Origin of the sequence: Hymenobacter cellulosilyticus, from assembly GCF_022919215.1 — a bacterium.
Taxonomy (GTDB): Bacteria; Bacteroidota; Bacteroidia; order Cytophagales; family Hymenobacteraceae; genus Hymenobacter; species Hymenobacter cellulosilyticus.
This window is the reverse complement of the sequence record NZ_CP095046.1, coordinates 4330751-4346141: the sequence shown is the minus strand read 5'-3', so window position 1 is coordinate 4346141 and position 15391 is coordinate 4330751. Positions and strand designations below refer to the sequence as shown.

Below are 15391 nucleotides of genomic sequence, written 5' to 3'. Positions count from 1 at the left end.
TCAAGCACGTTGATAAGAGCTTTGGTGGGGTAGGAGAGGAAGGTCCTTCGCAGGCTCAGGATGACAGACGCTATAAACTGAGTGCTTACCGGGCGCAGATGCCGCGGTAGGGACAGAACTGACACCGCTCCAAGTCGTCGGTTTTGCGAATGGGCTCTTTGGGGTCCATGATTTTGCTGGCAAACTGGGTGAGCAGTTCTTCGCCTTTCTGGACGAAGGAGGTACCGTCTTCGGTCAGAAACGCCATGTCGGCCGTCATGGGGCCGGCTGCCAGGTTGCGCAAGGAAATGATGGCAGCATCGGCAGCGGATTGACCGGCCCGTTCCAGCATGAAGCGGTACAGCCAGAGCTGCCGCACTTTGTCGGCCGAAGAAGTGGCGTCATTCAGCAGGCGGTTGGTGGCCGCCGTAGCATCGTCGCCGCGCTTCTGCAGCTTGAGGTCGTAGGGCTGCACCAGGCCGGTCTTGTAGTCGACTACGCGCAGGCGGCCGTCGGGCAGTTCGTCGAGCCGGTCGGTGTAGCCAAATACAATCAGGTCGAAAGTTTCCCCATTGTCCAGCGTCACGGGCACCCGCGAATCCAGGATTTTTTCCAGCGCCACGATACGCAGGGGCAGGGCCCGGGCGTATCGGTCAAGCCTTCGAGGTAGCGCCGCACCAGCTGGGCGGCCACTTGTCCCAGTACGTGGTTGAGACCCTCGTCGGGGCGGGCGTGGCGCTCATCCTGCTCATGGCGCAGGGCCCGCTCCAGCTCCTTAGGAATCAGCCGGATCAGCACCGGAATATCCTCGGTCGTTATGGCTTTCTGATTGTTCACAAAGGGTTGAAACAGCATTTCCAGCGTTTCGTGAACAACGGTGCCAAAGCTGTCGGCTTCCAGCTTTTCTTCTACTTCGTCGTTTTCCTTGAACTTGGCCAGGCGGGCAAAATAGAATTGCAGGGAGCAGTTCAGGTACTGATTCAGAGCCGAGGGCGAAAGGCCCCGCTCCAGCACGCCGCGCAGGGCGGCCAGCATTTCGGGGTCTTTTTCCAGCACCAAATCCCCGCCGTACTCGCGCCGGGCGGCCGAATCGGGCGCGTCGTCCAGGACGCTGGCCGTTAAATCGCGCAGAGTCAGGTTGGGGTTTTGGGGCAGCAAGTCGTTCTGAATCTGGAGCAGAAATCGGCTCCGTTCACCGGTGCGGGTGCCTTCGGCGCCGGGTAGCACGTGCAGCAAATCCACGCGGCGGGCCCGCTGCAGCAGGCGCCAGAACTGATGGGCCGTGGCCGCCTCGTGGTCGGCGTAGGTTGGCATCTTGAACTGCGTGAGCACGTCGTAAGGGAACAGAGAGGAGTTGTTCTTGGGCGCCGGCAGCACCCGCTCGTTGCAGCTCAGAATAATGACGTGGTCGAAGTCCAGGGCCCGGGTTTCGAGCAGGCCCATCACCTGCACGTCGGCAATGGGCTCCCCGCTGAAGGGCAGGCGGGTGCGGGTCATCTGCTCGTACAAAAACCGGCGAAAGGAGCGCACCGACAGCCGCTGCTCCCGGCAGTCGAACACCGAATCGAGGCGCTTGACCAGGGTAAAGAACAGGAATAGGTACTCGGCTTCGATAGCCGAATGCTGGTCCTGGTAGGCCTTTTTGAGCAGATCAATGAGCGTGTAGCAGGCCGCAATGATATCGTCGCAGGTGTCCCAGGTGGCAAACAGGGCCTCCACCAGCGGGTGCTGCTGGCCCAGTTCCAGCAGCTCCGAGGCCGGCAGCAGCACGGCGTTGCGCTTGATAATCTGGCTGCAGATCTTGTCGAGCAGGCCGTGGTACTGCTTCTGGGGCTGCTTGTCGAGCCACTGCTGGTAGCGCCGCAAAAACGGGTGACCCAGCAGCTTGCTTACGGCCAGATGGTGGTAGCGCGGCACCCCGTAGCCGGTTTCGGCGCTGCCTTCCCGGATGCCGGTCAGGTGCACCTCAAACAGCAGATCCACCAGGTTGAACAAGGGCGTACTCTGGAAGCTCAGACCCATGGTTACGTTATACTCGGGCACTTCCTTCGGTGGCAAGCCGTGCAGTACGGGCAGCAGCAGGGTTTCGTCGGGCAGCACCACGGCTACCTTGGCCCGCGGGTTTTCGCGGCGGGAGGCGGCCAGCAGCTGCCCGGCTACCTTGCCCTGCATGCTGGCGTTGGCCACGCCCACAAACTGAATTTCCCGCTCCAGGGTCCGCAGCAAGTTAGGCAGGCCGGTGCCGGTGTCGCCGAAGGCTTCGGCCGGCAAATCCCAGTTTTTGCGGTACTGGCGTAGGTGCTGCCCGGCGCGGTTGGGCGAGTCAGTTTCCAAATAAAAGGCGTCGCCGTCGAAGCGCACCTCGGCCCGGCCTTCCTTAAGCAGCAGCTGAATCAGGCGCTGCTCGGCCCGGGACAAGGAGCCCAAGCCCAGAAACACGTGGCGGGGCAGGGTGTCGCCGTGCTCCAGGCGGTTCTGCACCTTGTTCACGGCCAGCCGGTAGGCCAGGCCGGGGTAAGCCAAATGGCTTTGCTCCATGCGGCGGCGCAGGCGCCAGTACACCTTTTCCAGGTCGTCCCAGAAGCGGAAATAGGCCGCCGTGGTGCTGACTTCCGTGGGCGTGTCGGCCAGTTCCCAGCGTTCCAGGGCCTTGGCCTGGGTCAGGTACTCAAACACCTTGGCCGGAGAGGCCAGGTTCTGGTCGAGGTTAGAAAAGTCCTGCACCAGCAGCCCCGACCAGCCCACAAACTGGTCGAAATCGAGTTTGGGGTCAATGTCGCGCAGGATGTCGAAGAGCAGCAGCTGCAGGGCAATGGGCTCCTCGACCTGCACGCCCGAAAGCTCCACCATGTAGTCTTCCATGGCCGCCACCCGCGGGCTCCACACCGCCGTGCCCACCTCAGCCGCCAAACTCAGCTCGTTTTTCAGATACACCACCGCCCGCCGCGTGGGCACCACCACCACCAGGTCCGACAAATCCTGTCCGGGAAAGCGCGTGAGCAGGTCGCGGGCCGCCTGGCTCAGGAAAGAGTCGGTGGTGGTGATGGGGAGGGTGGAGGCAATGGTTTCCATAGAAAGTAAAGATACCTTGCGGGCCAGGATATCCCGCGGATGATTTAGCCCCGCAACGGGCAGGCAGGTCAGTTTATCAGCTTACAACACCAAGCGTTTTTCGTTAACTCCATGATTCCCGAATTCTTAGCGCCCTTCGCCGAGCAACTTCAGCGCCACGCGCTGCCCAGTATTAAAATCAAGGCTACCCCGCTCCACAAACAAGGTCCGGCGTCGGCAGGCAGTAAGTTTGGCGGCCTGCCGTTTCTGCCCCAGAGTATAGCTTATCCGCGGGACGAAAAGGGCCTGCCGCTGTTGCTGCTGGCCCAGATCAATCTGGCTGAGCTGCCGGCTACAAACTGGCTGGCGGCCGCGGGCATGCTGCAATTCTATGCTTCGGCCCAGGAGCTGGCTGATATGGAGGATGCGAAAGTGCTTTATATCAACCCGGCACAGCTAGCAGAAGAAATGCAGCAGGATTTCAGCTTCTTTCCGGCCAATCACTACGACGAAAGTCCGGTGTATTGTGAGCATAGCTTGCAGTTTGAGCTAACCACGGAGTACGGCGGCCTGGAAGATTCGCGCTTCACCATTGACTTCGGCAGCCTCAATGCCCAGGACTTCCGAAAGAAGCTGCCGATGGAGCGAAAAAAGCAGTTCGAAAAGTTTTTCGACAGCGACGGGCATAAGCTCGGTGGCTACGCCACGTTTACCCAGGGCGACCCACGCGACTATGCTCCCGAAGGGGACAATGACGTGCAGCTGCTCCAAATCGATATAGACGAACAGATTATGTTCGGCGACTCCGGCGTGGCTCACTTCTTTATTGCGCCCCAAGCCCTGCAAAATGGAGAGTTTGATAAAGCCTATTTCTATTGGGACTGCTGCTAAGGAGTCGCTAGTGGCTAGCCATAGCCTCTTCTGGTACGGCCGTAGGCACTGCCGGCGCTACGTAGTGGCGCAAGGACCGCATGGCCAGTAGCATGCTGATAACGGTGAGCACCGCCCCGGTGAGAAAGGCAGCACCGGGAAAATGAACGGGCGCTTTAGGCCCGGTGAAGAAGGAAAACAAGTTGGTCATCAGCGGCGGGCCAATGATGGAAGTAAGACTAATCAGGCTGGTTAAAGCGCCTTGCAGCTCGCCCTGCTCATTGGGCGGCACCTGCCCCGACATGATACCCTGCAGGGCCGGCCCCGCAATACCGCCCAGGCAGTAAGGAATCAGGAACACGAACATCATCCAACCCACGGGCGCAAAGGCAAACAGCGAAAAGCCCAGGGCGTAGAACGCCAGCCCCAGAAATACTGAGCGTTTGGCGCCCAGCCACGGATTCAGCCGCCGGATCAGCAGGCCCTGCACCAGGGCCGTGAGCGTCCCGATGGCGCCCAGTGAGTAACCCACCCAGGCCTCGTTCCACTTAAACTTATACATGGTGTAGTACGACCAAGTGCTCTGGGTAGAGTGGGCCGCAATGTAAACCAGTACCAAGGAGCCGACCATACCCAGAATCACCGGGTACTTCTGCAGCTGGCGCAGGGACCCGATAGGGTTGGCCCGGCGCCAGTCAAACTTGCGGCGGTGGGCTTCATCCAAGGATTCGGGCAGGATAAAGAAGCCGTAGAGCCAGTTAATCATGGTTAATGCCGCCGCTACCAGGAAAGGCACCCGCGGCCCGAATTGCCCCAGCACGCCCCCGATTACCGGCCCGATGATAAAGCCCAGGCCGAAGGCGGCGCCAATCATGCCGAAATTCTGGGCCCGTTTCTCCGGCGTGCTGATGTCGGCTATGTAAGCCGACGCCGTGGTAAAGCTGGCTCCGGTAATACCGGCAATAATTCGCCCTACGAACAGCCAAGTAATGGTAGGAGCAAAGGCCACAAATAAATAATCCAGCCCGAAACCCAGCAAAGCAAACAGCAGCACCGGCCGGCGCCCGTACTGGTCGGAAAGGTTGCCTAGTACCGGCGAAAACAGGAACTGCATGCTGGCAAAGGCAAACATAAGCCAGCCCCCGTACCGCGACGCGTCGCTAATGGTGCCGCCCGTAAGGCCGCTGATGAGCTTGGGAATCACGGGGATAATGATGCCGAACCCGATGACGTCCAGCAGTAGCGTGATGAAGATGAAGCCGAGGGCGGCCTGGCGTTTATCTGACATAACGAAACGGGTTGCTAATTTTTTTGGCGGGGCAAAATACTAAAAATTTACGCAATTTTTATAGCTGACAGGAATATTGTTGCTATAAAATCTTGGTGTCGTTACACCCGGCAACACTTAGGAAAGGAGGGTAAGCTGGATATTTTGGGTTTCTTGCGGCTATATTCTCCACTCCCTATTCTTTCTTTCCATGTTGTTTTTCTTTGGACTCGGCCAAACCCGCATTACCACAACGGCCCTTTCTGGCGTAACGTGTACGCACTGCCACACCCCGGATTCGCTCACGGCCACGGTGTTTTCGCGCTACTTCCACTTCTTCTGGATTCCGGTAATTCCCATCGGCAAGTTTAGCCTGACCCAGTGCGGGCACTGCAAGCAGGTGCTGGAAAAAAAGGAAATGCCCGCTGCCTACCAAGCGCCGGTAGCCGCCGTCCAGAGTCAGGCCAAGCTGCCGGTTACCAACTATCTGGTGCTCATTCTGCTGGGACTAGCAGTGCTGTTTATTGTGGGCGTGGGCCTGTTCGGCGACAAAACCTCGAAAGCCAAGGCCGAGGCTACGCCGGCTGCCACCGAAGACGCGTCAGCTCTGCCCAACGTTGGGGCTGTGTATTCCATGCCCATGGGCCCTGGCCAGTATTCGCTCATGCAAGTCACCAAAGCTACTCCCGACAGTCTCTATTTCCGCATCACCGATCCGCTGGCTACTCCCGCCTCCGAGGCCGTTATCACCAGCGCCCTGCGCGACTCGGTGCACGCCGCCAACCAGGCCACAGGCTACAGCAAGCAGCAGTGGCAAATTGTGCAGCAGTACAACAAGAAGCTTAAGCGGCTGCGCTAGCCACAGACCGAAGGCAGGGCCTCGAGCAATTTAAAACACGATTACCTCTTCTGAGTCGAAGTAATACAGCACGCACTGCACGTCAGTGTAGCCCAGCTGCCGAAACAGGCCCGCGTATTGCTGCAGCTGGCGGCGGTGCTGAGGCTCGGGTGGCGGAATCTTGAAGTCGATAACCGTGACGCGGCCCGGCGCGGGCTTCACATCGGACTCAAACACGATTCGGTCGGGCTTGTAGTCCTGGCGGCGGGTGCCGCCCACCAGGATTTCCCGCTCGGTCTCCACAGCCACGGCCAGGCTGAAGTAGTGGGCCATCTGCGGATTTTCCACCGTGCGCCGCAGCAAGCTCACCAGCTGGCCTTTTTCCTTGCTGCTCACCAGGCCTTCGGCCACGAGCTGGGCCGTAACCCGGTCCACGTCGTTGGCTACTTCAAGGCGGCGCAAAGCGTAGTGCAGCTTGCGGTTCCACTCGCGCTGCACCTGCTGGTCGTCGAAGTCGAAGATGGTGTTGGCGTGCCGGCGCAGGCGGAGCCGCTCTTCCCAGGGCGTGCTCGAAAGGTTGGCCAGCGGGTAAGTTTCCGTAACCTCCCGGGTCTTGAGCCGGGGCACGAAGTTGTGGCTGTCGGCCAGGGTATAGGCCGTGCGCTCGTCGTTCCAGTGGCCGGTAGTCAGCAGGTAGCGGTGCAGCAGCTCGGCCACGGTTTTGGCCAGCTCCGCGCTGGTTGTTGGCTCCAGTTCTTTAACTGCCTTAGTGAGCTTAGGCCGGCGGCTGATGACGTAGAGCCGGTGCCGGGGCCTGGTGAAGGCCACATAAAGCATGTTGAGGCCTTCCAGAAACGTTTTTTCCAGCTCCTCGGTGTATTGCTGGGCCAGCGGAGTGCGCAGCAAGGCCTGGGTCTGGCTGACTACCGCAATGGGCGGCATTTCGGGCACCGGCTTGGCATCCTCCGGCAGCTGCCCCCAGAGCAGAGTGCCGCGGTAGGGCGTCAGGCTCCAGTCGGCGAAGGGCACGATGACCACCCCGTAGGCCAGGCCCTTGGCCTTATGCACCGTGGTAATAGTAATGGCGTCGCGCCCGGCCGGGGCGTTGATGCTCAACGCGCTTTTCTTCTGTTCCCAGTAAGCCAGAAAGTTGTTGAGGTTGTTGCCAAAGCGCAGGCTGTATTCCAGCGTCAAATCCAGAAAGCGGAACAGGTACTCACTTTCCTCGTTGCGGCCCAGCAGCCCGAAGGTGCCCATCAGCCGCTCGGTCAGCTCGTAGAGGCCCAGGTTGCCGGTTTCTCGTTCCCGCACGTCGTAGCCTAGCATGCGCAGCTCGTCGAAAAAGTCCTGGGCTTTTTCAGCATTAGCCAGCGTGGCAATGTGGCGGGCCCGGGCCGGGGTGGGAGCCAGCTGCCGCACTACTTTATCTACCAGGAGCAGGGCTTCGGCCCGGGCCAGGGTGTCGGCGGGGCGGTTCAGCACCCGGAACAAGGCCACCAGCAGGTTCACCACCTCGGCAAACTCGAGAGACAAGGAGTCGGCCGAAATAATGGGGTAGCCCCGCTCTTTCAGGAACTTAGCTACCCGGCGGCTACTGTCGCGGCGGCGGCAGAGCACGGCAATGTCCTGGAGCCGAAACCCATCCTGCATGGCCTGCTCCACCAATTGCAGGGTCAGGTAGAGCGTGCTGGCTTCGTAGTCGAATACCTCGTCGGGGCCCACACCGGGGAGAATTTCCGTGGTGTAGTCGCCCGTTACCGGGTCGTAGCGCCGGGCCGGGGCCTCGTCCTCGGTGAAGAGCAGTTCCACGTGGCCGGCCTCCCCACCGCCGGGCGTCTGCTGGCCAAAGTGTTCATCGTAAATGCTTTGCACCAGGGGCAGCTGCGGGTGGGTGCTGCTTACCTGCCCGAAAAAGTCGTTGTTGAACTGGATGATTTCCGGGGCTGAGCGGTAGTTGGTGTTCAGGTGCTCGGGCGTCAGGGCCTGGTCCAGGGTGTAGTAGCGGTCCTGCAGCAGCCCGCGCAGCTCTTCGTCGGCCACGCGGCCGTAGAGGTACTGCGTTTCGTTTTTGTGCAAACGCAGAATCTGCTCCATTTCCCCGCCCCGCCAGCGGTAAATAGCCTGCTTGGCGTCGCCCACGGCCAAGGACAGGTTGCCGGTCGACACGGCGTTTTCCACCAGCGGCAGCAGGTTGTTCCACTGCAGCACGGAGGTGTCCTGAAACTCGTCGATGAGCAGGTGCAGGTACCGTTCCCCCATCCGCTCGTAGAGGAAGGGCACCGGCTCCCGCAGCACGATGCTGGCAATGCGGCGGTTAAACTCGGCAATGAGCACCACGCCCCGTTCCCGGCTGAGCTGGTCTACGGCTTTGCTCAGCTCGCTCAGCAAGGACACGTGAAACAGGTAAGGCAGCATGCCGTTGACCAGAATGTAGTCGGAGAGCAGCGTAGCCCGCAGGTTTTCCAGCTCCAGGTAGTAGCGGGTCACTTCCTCTTTCACCGCGTCCACGCGCTGCTTGTCGGCGGCGGTTTTTACCTTGCCGCTGTACCACTTATCCTGCTCGAAAGTGGCCCGCACGTAGCTGTTGGCTTCCTTGTCGGGCAACAGCCGCTCTTCCCACTTGGTGAAATAGCCGATGATGCCGTTTTTGCCCTGGTACAAGTCCGCTTCGGTCACGCCGGCCGTTTCTAGGGCCACAATGGCTTGTAGGGCTGCCAGCTGAAACTTGCCCTCAATAACTTCCTTGCGCTTGCGTAGGGTCTCGTGCAGCCGCCGGTAGTCCTGCAACGACATCTTCTGCAGCTGGGTCACGGCCTCGTGCACCGGCTCACTCAGCAGAAAGCGCCCGAACTGGACCAGCTCGTCTGAGAGGTTATTCCAGCTGCGGCCCTCGTCGGCCTTGCTCAGGGCGTAGTCGGCCAGGGAGCGGCTGAGCAGGGCCGCGTTGGGGTCCCGATTGACGCGGTCCAGCAGCAGAGCCACCGCGCTTTGCAACACCGCGTCGCCGTCGAGCTCCACCTCAAACGTGGCCGGCAAGCCCAGCTCCCGGGTAAAGGCCTGCACGATGCGCTGCACGAAGGAGTCGATGGTGCTCACCCCGAAGTCGGCGTAGTGATAGAGCACCAGCCGGAAGGTGGCCGCCGCCCGCCGCCGCAGCTCCTGCCGTTGCTCCTCAGGCGTTTCGGCCCGCTTGGGCAGCAGGCCTTCCTCGGCCAGCTCCCGGGCAATGTCGCCGAGCAGCGCGTCCTGCTGCTGGGCATCGTCGGGGTAGGCAAAGCTGCGTAGGGCGCTGATAATGCGCTCCTTCATCTCACCCGCCGCGTCGTTGGTGAAGGTAATCGCCAGAATGCTCTTGAAGTAAGCCGGGTCCTCGGAGCCCAGGGCCAGCTTCAGGTATTCCTTGGTCAGCTGGTAGGTTTTGCCGGAGCCGGCAGAGGACGAGTAGATGCGAAACGTGGCGGGCATTGCGGGAGGGAAAAGCGGCCCGCAAGATACTTGATAAGCTCCGGGAAACCGGCCCTAATGCCTAGATTGCCGCTGGTGAGCTACTATATAGTCGACTCCTAAACTACTGCTGTATTCGCTTAAGTTACTCCGCTATGGGCCTGTTTATAACCAAGTTTGAATTTACAGGTCGCCGGCCTTCGTTGGAGGATATGGTGACGAGGGTTTTTGAGAAATATCACATCCACCTGGAGGTGCATCAGGAGCAAGCCACGCTGGCTGAAGAATCTGATAAGTTAATTGAAGCCACTGAAACAGACAGTTTCAGAGCGTCATTGTCATATCCAACCATTTGTGACATTACCACCCGCAAGCTTCGGCGCTACGGCTCGGTTAATGTATTTACAAGTGAATCGGATGGCCGGAGACTACTTGATATCTGGTTCGAACCCTTCGACAGAAGCCATATTATACGTAATATGCTGTTTGCTATTCTGCCAGACTTAGGTGGCGTAGAGTACAAGTGGTGGGAAAAGAAAAAGATCAAATAATGCTGATAGAGCACCTTATTGTTACTCTGTATGCGTGAGCGAATTTAATAATTCATAGTGCACAACATTACGCGGGGCGCAAGCCAATTCTTCAGTAGCAACTGAGCTTACTATAATGGGCATATCTAGACTTGCATTTGCGTTTTCAGAGCAATTTCCTCCGGGAGAAGAAATTCTGGCAGCAGTATTCAGAAGGCACCAGATAAGAATTAAGTTAATTGTCGGCTGGCCACTGAACCCTCCTGCTGAAATACCGCCGGCCAATACTACACCGCAGTATTCTTATTTGCTAACTCATCCCCGGGACATAGGTGTGGGCTGGTTGAGAAGGTCGCGCTACCGAGCCATTCAGCTGGTCAAGATGGAGTACGAAGGCCAAAAGCTGCTTTGGCTCACTACATCGCCCGGTCAGTCCGACATGATGCAGCTAGTTGCCGAGGCCTTGCAAACCCTGGGTGGGGTAGAAGTAGGGGGCTAAACCTAGTCCACGATAAGTCGTTGCTCATTCTCAACAGGCCTCGAAAGGTTTCCACGCTTTAGTACTTAATGACTACCACCGCAAAACGCCTGGCTCTGTTTCTGGTCGCGGCAATACTCTTAGCTGCCGCTGCAAAAACGCATCGGAAATACCTTCTTATGCGGAAATTTGGTGAGCTACAGATGCGGGACTTGGATATCACCTCCATCAGGGAAGTCGATATGAAGGCCGCTTGTAACTTCGACTATGTGGAAGCCTCCGAGGTTAATCATACACGCTACCGGCCCCAAAGCGCCTACGCCGTTGGTATGCACTATTCGTGGCTAACGGGAAAGTATGAGCGGATAGTTGGCGTCACTGATATGGACTTAGCTTCGAATTGTGAGCTAATTCAGAAGGCATCCGACTATTATCAATCCAGCACCACTTACTTGGAATCCATAAGCGGAATGGATGATGGTGCGGCTACGGCCTGGGTATACCGCAAAATTGACCCTGCTAAAAATGACTTTCCCAAGAAAGCGGCGCTCGACTACATGATGTGGAGAGAAGTCCGGCTGGAGCTCCGCCAAGGAGTTCTGCAAGTCAGCACCAGGAAGGAAGTGAATCAGCATCTGTTTTAGCCTCTCTTACCCCACTGCCACCCGCAGCCGCTCTTCCACCTCCGGCGTCACCCGCTTCGGGCGCTGGGTGGCCGGGTCCAACAGCACCCACTGCGTTTCGGCCTCGCAGAGCAGCACTCCGTCCGTGGCCCGCTCGATGCGCACGAAGCGCTGCGACTGCGCCCCGCGCACTTCCCCAATCCAGGTAGTGCAGCGCAGCTCCTCACCCAGGAAGGCGGGCTTGTGATAGCGCACCCAGTGTTCCAGCACCACCCAGATATACTGCTCCCGCTCGCCCGCCGGAAAGGCCGTGAGCCAGTGGGCCGCGGCCGTATCCTGCACAAACTGCACGTACTGCACATTATTAACGTGATTCAGCTCATCAATATCAGCCTCAACCACGGTAAGCAAACGGGAAAAGCGGAAGGACTCGGGCGTGGCGGTCATAATAGGCGAGGAAACTAGAGCAAGTAAGTAGGTAACCTCAGCGGTGCAGGGGTGAGGTAATACGTTAGAAAGAAGCTTTGCTGCAGCTGGGCCTTTTGACGGCTTTTTGCTGGGTAGAGGCCCTGTTTACGGGAAGGACCGCCGAGTTGTACAAAAAAATCTTTAAAAATCATCGGTCAATAAGTGGCGTTTGCAGGCTGATAAGGGCACTTTATCAGCAAAGGCCGTCGGGCAAGCAAAACCATAATGCAGCCTAATACGAACCGTTACGGTCAGAATGCGTATCTTTGGTTCAAGTTTAAGATAATGTGCTTCATTATTCTGCTATTCGTTCTGCAAAGAGCTACAACAGATATCATGGCCACTTTGCTTGAATGACATCCATACAATATCCTCATGCAAACAGGAACAGTAAAATTCTTCAATGACACCAAGGGCTTTGGTTTCATTAAATCTGACGAAAATGGTCAGGACATCTTCGTACACGTAAGTGACCTGGTCGACGAAATTCGTGAGAACGACAAAGTGCAATTCGACGTTGCACAAGGTAAAAAAGGCCTGAATGCCGTAAAGGTATCTTTGGTTTAATTACCGTCTCACTTCTCGCAAGTGAACCAAAAAAGCCTGCTTGCGCAGGCTTTTTTGCATTTCTGGCCCTATCAGTAGCGCACTGAGGGCCAAGCTGGTAGCGGCTATATTGCTATACTGCTGAACTTCTATGGGGAGCCCTGGGTTACAGCTAGCCGAGACGGAGGAGTGAGGGCTTTAGGCTTTACTACTGCACTCTGTCCCGGTACATCATCCCCTTTTAAAAGGAATAAGAATTAGCTAAAATGCCTGCTACGTATCTTTTTTCGCAGAAAATACGTACCTTTGCAGCCGCATTGAGAACGGCCATGTTCCGCGCAGCATAGGCTGCTGTAATCTAATAGGCTGGCCGCCTTCGTCTTCCGTCCGTTGCTTCCGTCGCTTGTCGTTGTTGTTGAGTGGGAGAGGAACGTCGCTGAATCCGCTGTTTTCAGAGCTAGTGTCTCTCATTCCATCTAACCAAGACATGGAAAAAGTAAAATTTGAAGAGCTAAACCTCTCCGAGGAATTGATGCGCGCCATTGCCGACCTCGGCTACGAAGAAGCATCACCCATTCAAACGGCCGCCATTCCAGTTCTGCTGGCCGGCCAGGATGTTATTGGCCAGGCCCAGACGGGTACCGGCAAAACCGCTGCTTTTGGCATTCCCGCCATCGAAGGCGTTGACACCAACAGCAAAGCCGTACAAGTTCTGATTCTGTGCCCCACGCGTGAGCTGGCCGTACAGGTATCGGGCGAAATTCAGAAGCTCGGCAAATACAAGCGTGGTCTAGCCGTAGTGCCAATCTACGGTGGCCAGAGCTATGACCGTCAGTTCCAGGCCCTGGAGCGCGGTGTGCAGATCGTAATCGGTACGCCCGGCCGGGTAATGGACCACCTGGAGCGTGGTACGCTGAAGCTGGACCAGGTAAAGAAAATCATCCTCGATGAGGCCGACGAAATGCTCGACATGGGCTTCCGCGACGACATCGAGGTGGTACTGAGCAAGATGCCCGAAGACCGCCAGACGGTGTTCTTCTCGGCTACGATGAGCAAGCCGATTATGGAGCTCACCAAAAAGTACCAGACCAACCCGCAGATCGTAAAAGTCAACCACCAGGAGCTGACCGTTACGAACATCGAGCAGATGTACTACGAGGTGCGTAACCCCATGAAGAAGGATGTGCTCTCGCGCATCATCGACATGTACAACCTCAAGTCGACCATCGTATTCTGCAACACGAAGCGCATGGTAGACGAGTGCGTAGCTGAACTACAGGCCCGCGGCTACTTCGCCGACGGCTTGCACGGCGACATGGGCCAGCAGCAGCGCCAGAACACGCTCGACAAGTTCCGTAAGGGTACGCTCGAGATTCTGGTAGCAACCGACGTAGCTGCCCGTGGTATCGACGTGGAGAACGTGGAAGCCGTAGTAAACTACGACCTGCCCGCCGACGAAGAATACTATGTGCACCGCATCGGCCGCACCGGCCGCGCTGGTAAGCTGGGTAAGGCCTTCACTTTCGTGAGCGGCCGCGACATCTACAAGCTGCGCGACATCATGCGCTTCACCAAGGCCAACATCAAGCAGGAGCGTATTCCTTCGTTTGAGGATGTGTCGGAGGTTAAAACCACGCTGTTCCTGGCTCAGATCAAGGACATCATTGAGAAGGGCAAGCTGGAGAAGTACGTTGCCCGCGTGCAGCGTCTGCTGGATCAGGAAGAGGACATCACGTCGCTGGACGTGGCGGCCGCGCTGCTCCGCATGACGATGAAGGAAGACAAGCAGGCTGAGAAGAGCCTCGAAGCCGGCCGCCAGCAAGGCGCCGTGCGTCCGGGCTTCACCCGTCTGTTCGTGACCATGGGCAAGAAAGATCGGGTTCATCCCCGCGACATCGTAGACTTGATTGCCGAAAATACGGCCCTGACCGGCAGCAAAGTCGGTGACATTGCCCTCTACGACAAGTTTAGCTTTGTGGAAGTGCCTTCGGAGTTTGCGGAGGAAATCACCACCAAGCTGGGCCGCACCTCGATTCAGGGTCGTCCCGTGTCGTTCAACATTGCTACGCCCCGCCAGGAAGGCGATGCGCAGCAGGAAGGCAACACCCGCGGCCCCGGCGGATTTGGTGGCGGCGAAGATCGTCCGCGCCGCAGCGGTGGCTTTGGCGGCGAGCGTCGCGAAGGCGGCTTCGGTGGCAACCGGGGCGGTTCGTACGGTGAGCGTCGCGAAGGTGGCTTCAACCGCGGTGGCGGCTCGTTTGGCGGCAACCGCGAAGGTGGCTACCGCGGCGGCAACAGCGGTGGTAGCTCCTACGGCGGTGGCTACAAAGGCAACCGTGACGGTGGCAGCTCCTACGGTGGCGGCTACAAAGGCAAGCGCGACAACGACGGTGGCGGCTTCCGTGGCGGCAACCGCAGCGAAGGTCCGGCTCCCCGTCCGCGTCAGGACTTCGACGAATAAACTAAAGCATGAGTGAATGGTAGTCGGCAGTACTGACTACCATTCAGCTTCAACTCAAAAAAGCCCGCCAAAACTGGCGGGGCTTTTTTTATGCACTTAAGTTTAATCGGATTACTTCGAGGCCGAAGCCGCGTCGCGCAGGGAGCGAATTTCGTTGTGAGCTTCCTGGATGCCCTGGTATTGCTTTTCGATGATGGTCTTCAGCTGACCGGGCAGTCCCTCGGCTTTCAGAGCCGTCTGGTAGGCTTTTACGGCGTAGTCTTCACCCCGCTCGCACTCATTCAGAATGCTTTCCCGGCTTTTGCTGGTAATGGCGGCTTTCAGGTTGATGAAGGCGCGGTGTACGGTGCCCGTAATAGAGCTTTCCTCATCGGCTTTCAGGTTGAGCTGGTGCATCTGGTCTTCCAGCTCGGTCAGGAAACCGTCGCGCTGCACGGCGTATTTCTTAAATACCTGCTTCAGGTCATGATCTTCTACATCGACAGTAGCGGTAGAATAGCCTTTTTCGCCGTCTTTCAGAGTTTCGAGCAGTTCGTTGAGCAGGGCTTGGGTTGCTTTGGCTTCCATGAGTGGGTCAGTAAATTAGGTGTAGTAGAAACAAAGGTTGTGTCTCTCTTTACTGACTGGGTGCTAATAGGGTTACAAGAGCGGCAATTAGTCACACATCCATAGTACCACGGCATATCGAAAAAATAGTATCAGGAAAGAGCACCAACTAGAGCGGCTGCCCAACCTAGATAGGATACCGGCGGAGGCGTAGAACGAAGTGCCTATGAAAGAGTGCCTTGCCCGAGTTTCGATTTTGTTTGTGAACCCGAGGGCTACGTAAGTACTTC

The 15391-nt window shown here is 57.7% G+C and carries 13 protein-coding genes; 7 read left to right on the top strand and 6 right to left on the bottom strand.

The window, feature by feature from the left end:
• Positions 1 to 85: 85 nt before the first annotated feature.
• Positions 86 to 601 (bottom strand): RecB family exonuclease, encoded by a 516-nt coding sequence (locus MUN79_RS30270; protein WP_262922914.1) that lies wholly within the window; start codon positions 599 to 601, stop codon positions 86 to 88.
• Positions 562 to 3051 carry a PD-(D/E)XK nuclease family protein gene (locus MUN79_RS30265; RefSeq protein ID WP_262922913.1) on the bottom strand — a complete coding sequence of 830 codons (2490 nt, stop codon included), beginning with the start codon at positions 3049 to 3051 and terminating at the stop codon, positions 562 to 564. The genes MUN79_RS30270 and MUN79_RS30265 overlap by 40 nt, the downstream gene beginning before the upstream one ends.
• Before the next feature lie 111 nt (positions 3052 to 3162).
• Between MUN79_RS30265 and MUN79_RS21400 the strand changes: the two genes are divergently transcribed.
• Positions 3163 to 3921, top strand: coding sequence for a YwqG family protein (locus MUN79_RS21400; protein ID WP_244674597.1), 759 nt, complete (start codon positions 3163 to 3165; stop codon positions 3919 to 3921).
• A 7-nt stretch (positions 3922 to 3928) separates the two neighbouring features.
• Here the strand turns inward: MUN79_RS21400 and MUN79_RS21395 are convergent, their stop codons facing one another.
• Positions 3929 to 5188, bottom strand: a complete 1260-nt coding sequence (locus MUN79_RS21395; protein WP_244674596.1) for a TCR/Tet family MFS transporter — start codon at positions 5186 to 5188, stop codon at positions 3929 to 3931.
• A gap of 190 nt (positions 5189 to 5378) precedes the next feature.
• Here MUN79_RS21395 and MUN79_RS21390 point away from each other — a divergent pair, with 190 nt between their 5' ends.
• The gene (locus MUN79_RS21390) at positions 5379 to 6026 is read left to right on the top strand and encodes a zinc ribbon domain-containing protein (RefSeq protein WP_244674595.1); all 648 of its coding nucleotides are present in this window, start codon (positions 5379 to 5381) and stop codon (positions 6024 to 6026) included.
• A 30-nt stretch (positions 6027 to 6056) separates the two neighbouring features.
• Here the strand turns inward: MUN79_RS21390 and MUN79_RS21385 are convergent, their stop codons facing one another.
• A complete protein-coding gene (locus tag MUN79_RS21385) occupies positions 6057 to 9470 on the bottom strand; it encodes a UvrD-helicase domain-containing protein (RefSeq protein WP_244674594.1) in 3414 nt (1137 codons plus the stop codon).
• Positions 9471 to 9604: 134 nt separating this feature from the next.
• Between MUN79_RS21385 and MUN79_RS21380 the strand changes: the two genes are divergently transcribed.
• The 3 genes from MUN79_RS21380 to MUN79_RS21370 all read left to right on the top strand — a co-directional run bounded on the left by MUN79_RS21380 (position 9605) and on the right by MUN79_RS21370 (position 11101).
• Complete coding sequence (locus MUN79_RS21380) at positions 9605 to 10000, top strand: hypothetical protein (RefSeq protein ID WP_244674593.1); 396 nt, start codon at positions 9605 to 9607, stop codon at positions 9998 to 10000.
• A gap of 286 nt (positions 10001 to 10286) precedes the next feature.
• A complete protein-coding gene (locus MUN79_RS21375; RefSeq protein WP_244674592.1) occupies positions 10287 to 10478 on the top strand; it encodes a hypothetical protein in 192 nt (63 codons plus the stop codon).
• Positions 10479 to 10546: 68 nt separating this feature from the next.
• Positions 10547 to 11101: a hypothetical protein gene (locus MUN79_RS21370; RefSeq protein ID WP_244674591.1), complete on the top strand. Its 555-nt coding sequence runs from the start codon at positions 10547 to 10549 to the stop codon at positions 11099 to 11101.
• A 6-nt stretch (positions 11102 to 11107) separates the two neighbouring features.
• Here the strand turns inward: MUN79_RS21370 and MUN79_RS21365 are convergent, their stop codons facing one another.
• On the bottom strand, positions 11108 to 11527 hold the full coding sequence (locus MUN79_RS21365) for an acyl-CoA thioesterase (RefSeq protein WP_244674590.1): 420 nt from the start codon (positions 11525 to 11527) through the stop codon (positions 11108 to 11110).
• Between the two features lie 396 nt (positions 11528 to 11923).
• Between MUN79_RS21365 and MUN79_RS21360 the strand changes: the two genes are divergently transcribed.
• Together MUN79_RS21360 and MUN79_RS21355 are read left to right on the top strand one after the other, a co-directional pair.
• Positions 11924 to 12115 carry a cold-shock protein gene (locus tag MUN79_RS21360; protein ID WP_100336319.1) on the top strand — a complete coding sequence of 64 codons (192 nt, stop codon included), beginning with the start codon at positions 11924 to 11926 and terminating at the stop codon, positions 12113 to 12115.
• 466 nt (positions 12116 to 12581) lie between these two features.
• Complete coding sequence (locus MUN79_RS21355) at positions 12582 to 14555, top strand: DEAD/DEAH box helicase (RefSeq protein WP_244674589.1); 1974 nt, start codon at positions 12582 to 12584, stop codon at positions 14553 to 14555.
• A 111-nt stretch (positions 14556 to 14666) separates the two neighbouring features.
• On the opposite strand, the gene MUN79_RS21350 is transcribed toward MUN79_RS21355, so the two are convergent.
• Positions 14667 to 15122: a ferritin-like domain-containing protein gene (locus MUN79_RS21350; RefSeq protein WP_244674588.1), complete on the bottom strand. Its 456-nt coding sequence runs from the start codon at positions 15120 to 15122 to the stop codon at positions 14667 to 14669.
• Positions 15123 to 15391 lie beyond the last annotated feature (269 nt).

Coding starts and splice junctions, on each gene's coding strand:
- MUN79_RS30265 (WP_262922913.1), bottom strand. CDS start 3,051: ATGGAAACCATTGCCTCCACCCTCCCCATCACCACCACCGACTCTTTC.
- MUN79_RS21400 (WP_244674597.1), top strand. CDS start 3,163: ATGATTCCCGAATTCTTAGCGCCCTTCGCCGAGCAACTTCAGCGCCAC.
- MUN79_RS21395 (WP_244674596.1), bottom strand. CDS start 5,188: ATGTCAGATAAACGCCAGGCCGCCCTCGGCTTCATCTTCATCACGCTA.
- MUN79_RS21390 (WP_244674595.1), top strand. CDS start 5,379: ATGTTGTTTTTCTTTGGACTCGGCCAAACCCGCATTACCACAACGGCC.
- MUN79_RS21385 (WP_244674594.1), bottom strand. CDS start 9,470: ATGCCCGCCACGTTTCGCATCTACTCGTCCTCTGCCGGCTCCGGCAAA.
- MUN79_RS21380 (WP_244674593.1), top strand. CDS start 9,605: ATGGGCCTGTTTATAACCAAGTTTGAATTTACAGGTCGCCGGCCTTCG.
- MUN79_RS21370 (WP_244674591.1), top strand. CDS start 10,547: ATGACTACCACCGCAAAACGCCTGGCTCTGTTTCTGGTCGCGGCAATA.
- MUN79_RS21365 (WP_244674590.1), bottom strand. CDS start 11,527: ATGACCGCCACGCCCGAGTCCTTCCGCTTTTCCCGTTTGCTTACCGTG.
- MUN79_RS21360 (WP_100336319.1), top strand. CDS start 11,924: ATGCAAACAGGAACAGTAAAATTCTTCAATGACACCAAGGGCTTTGGT.
- MUN79_RS21355 (WP_244674589.1), top strand. CDS start 12,582: ATGGAAAAAGTAAAATTTGAAGAGCTAAACCTCTCCGAGGAATTGATG.
- MUN79_RS21350 (WP_244674588.1), bottom strand. CDS start 15,122: ATGGAAGCCAAAGCAACCCAAGCCCTGCTCAACGAACTGCTCGAAACT.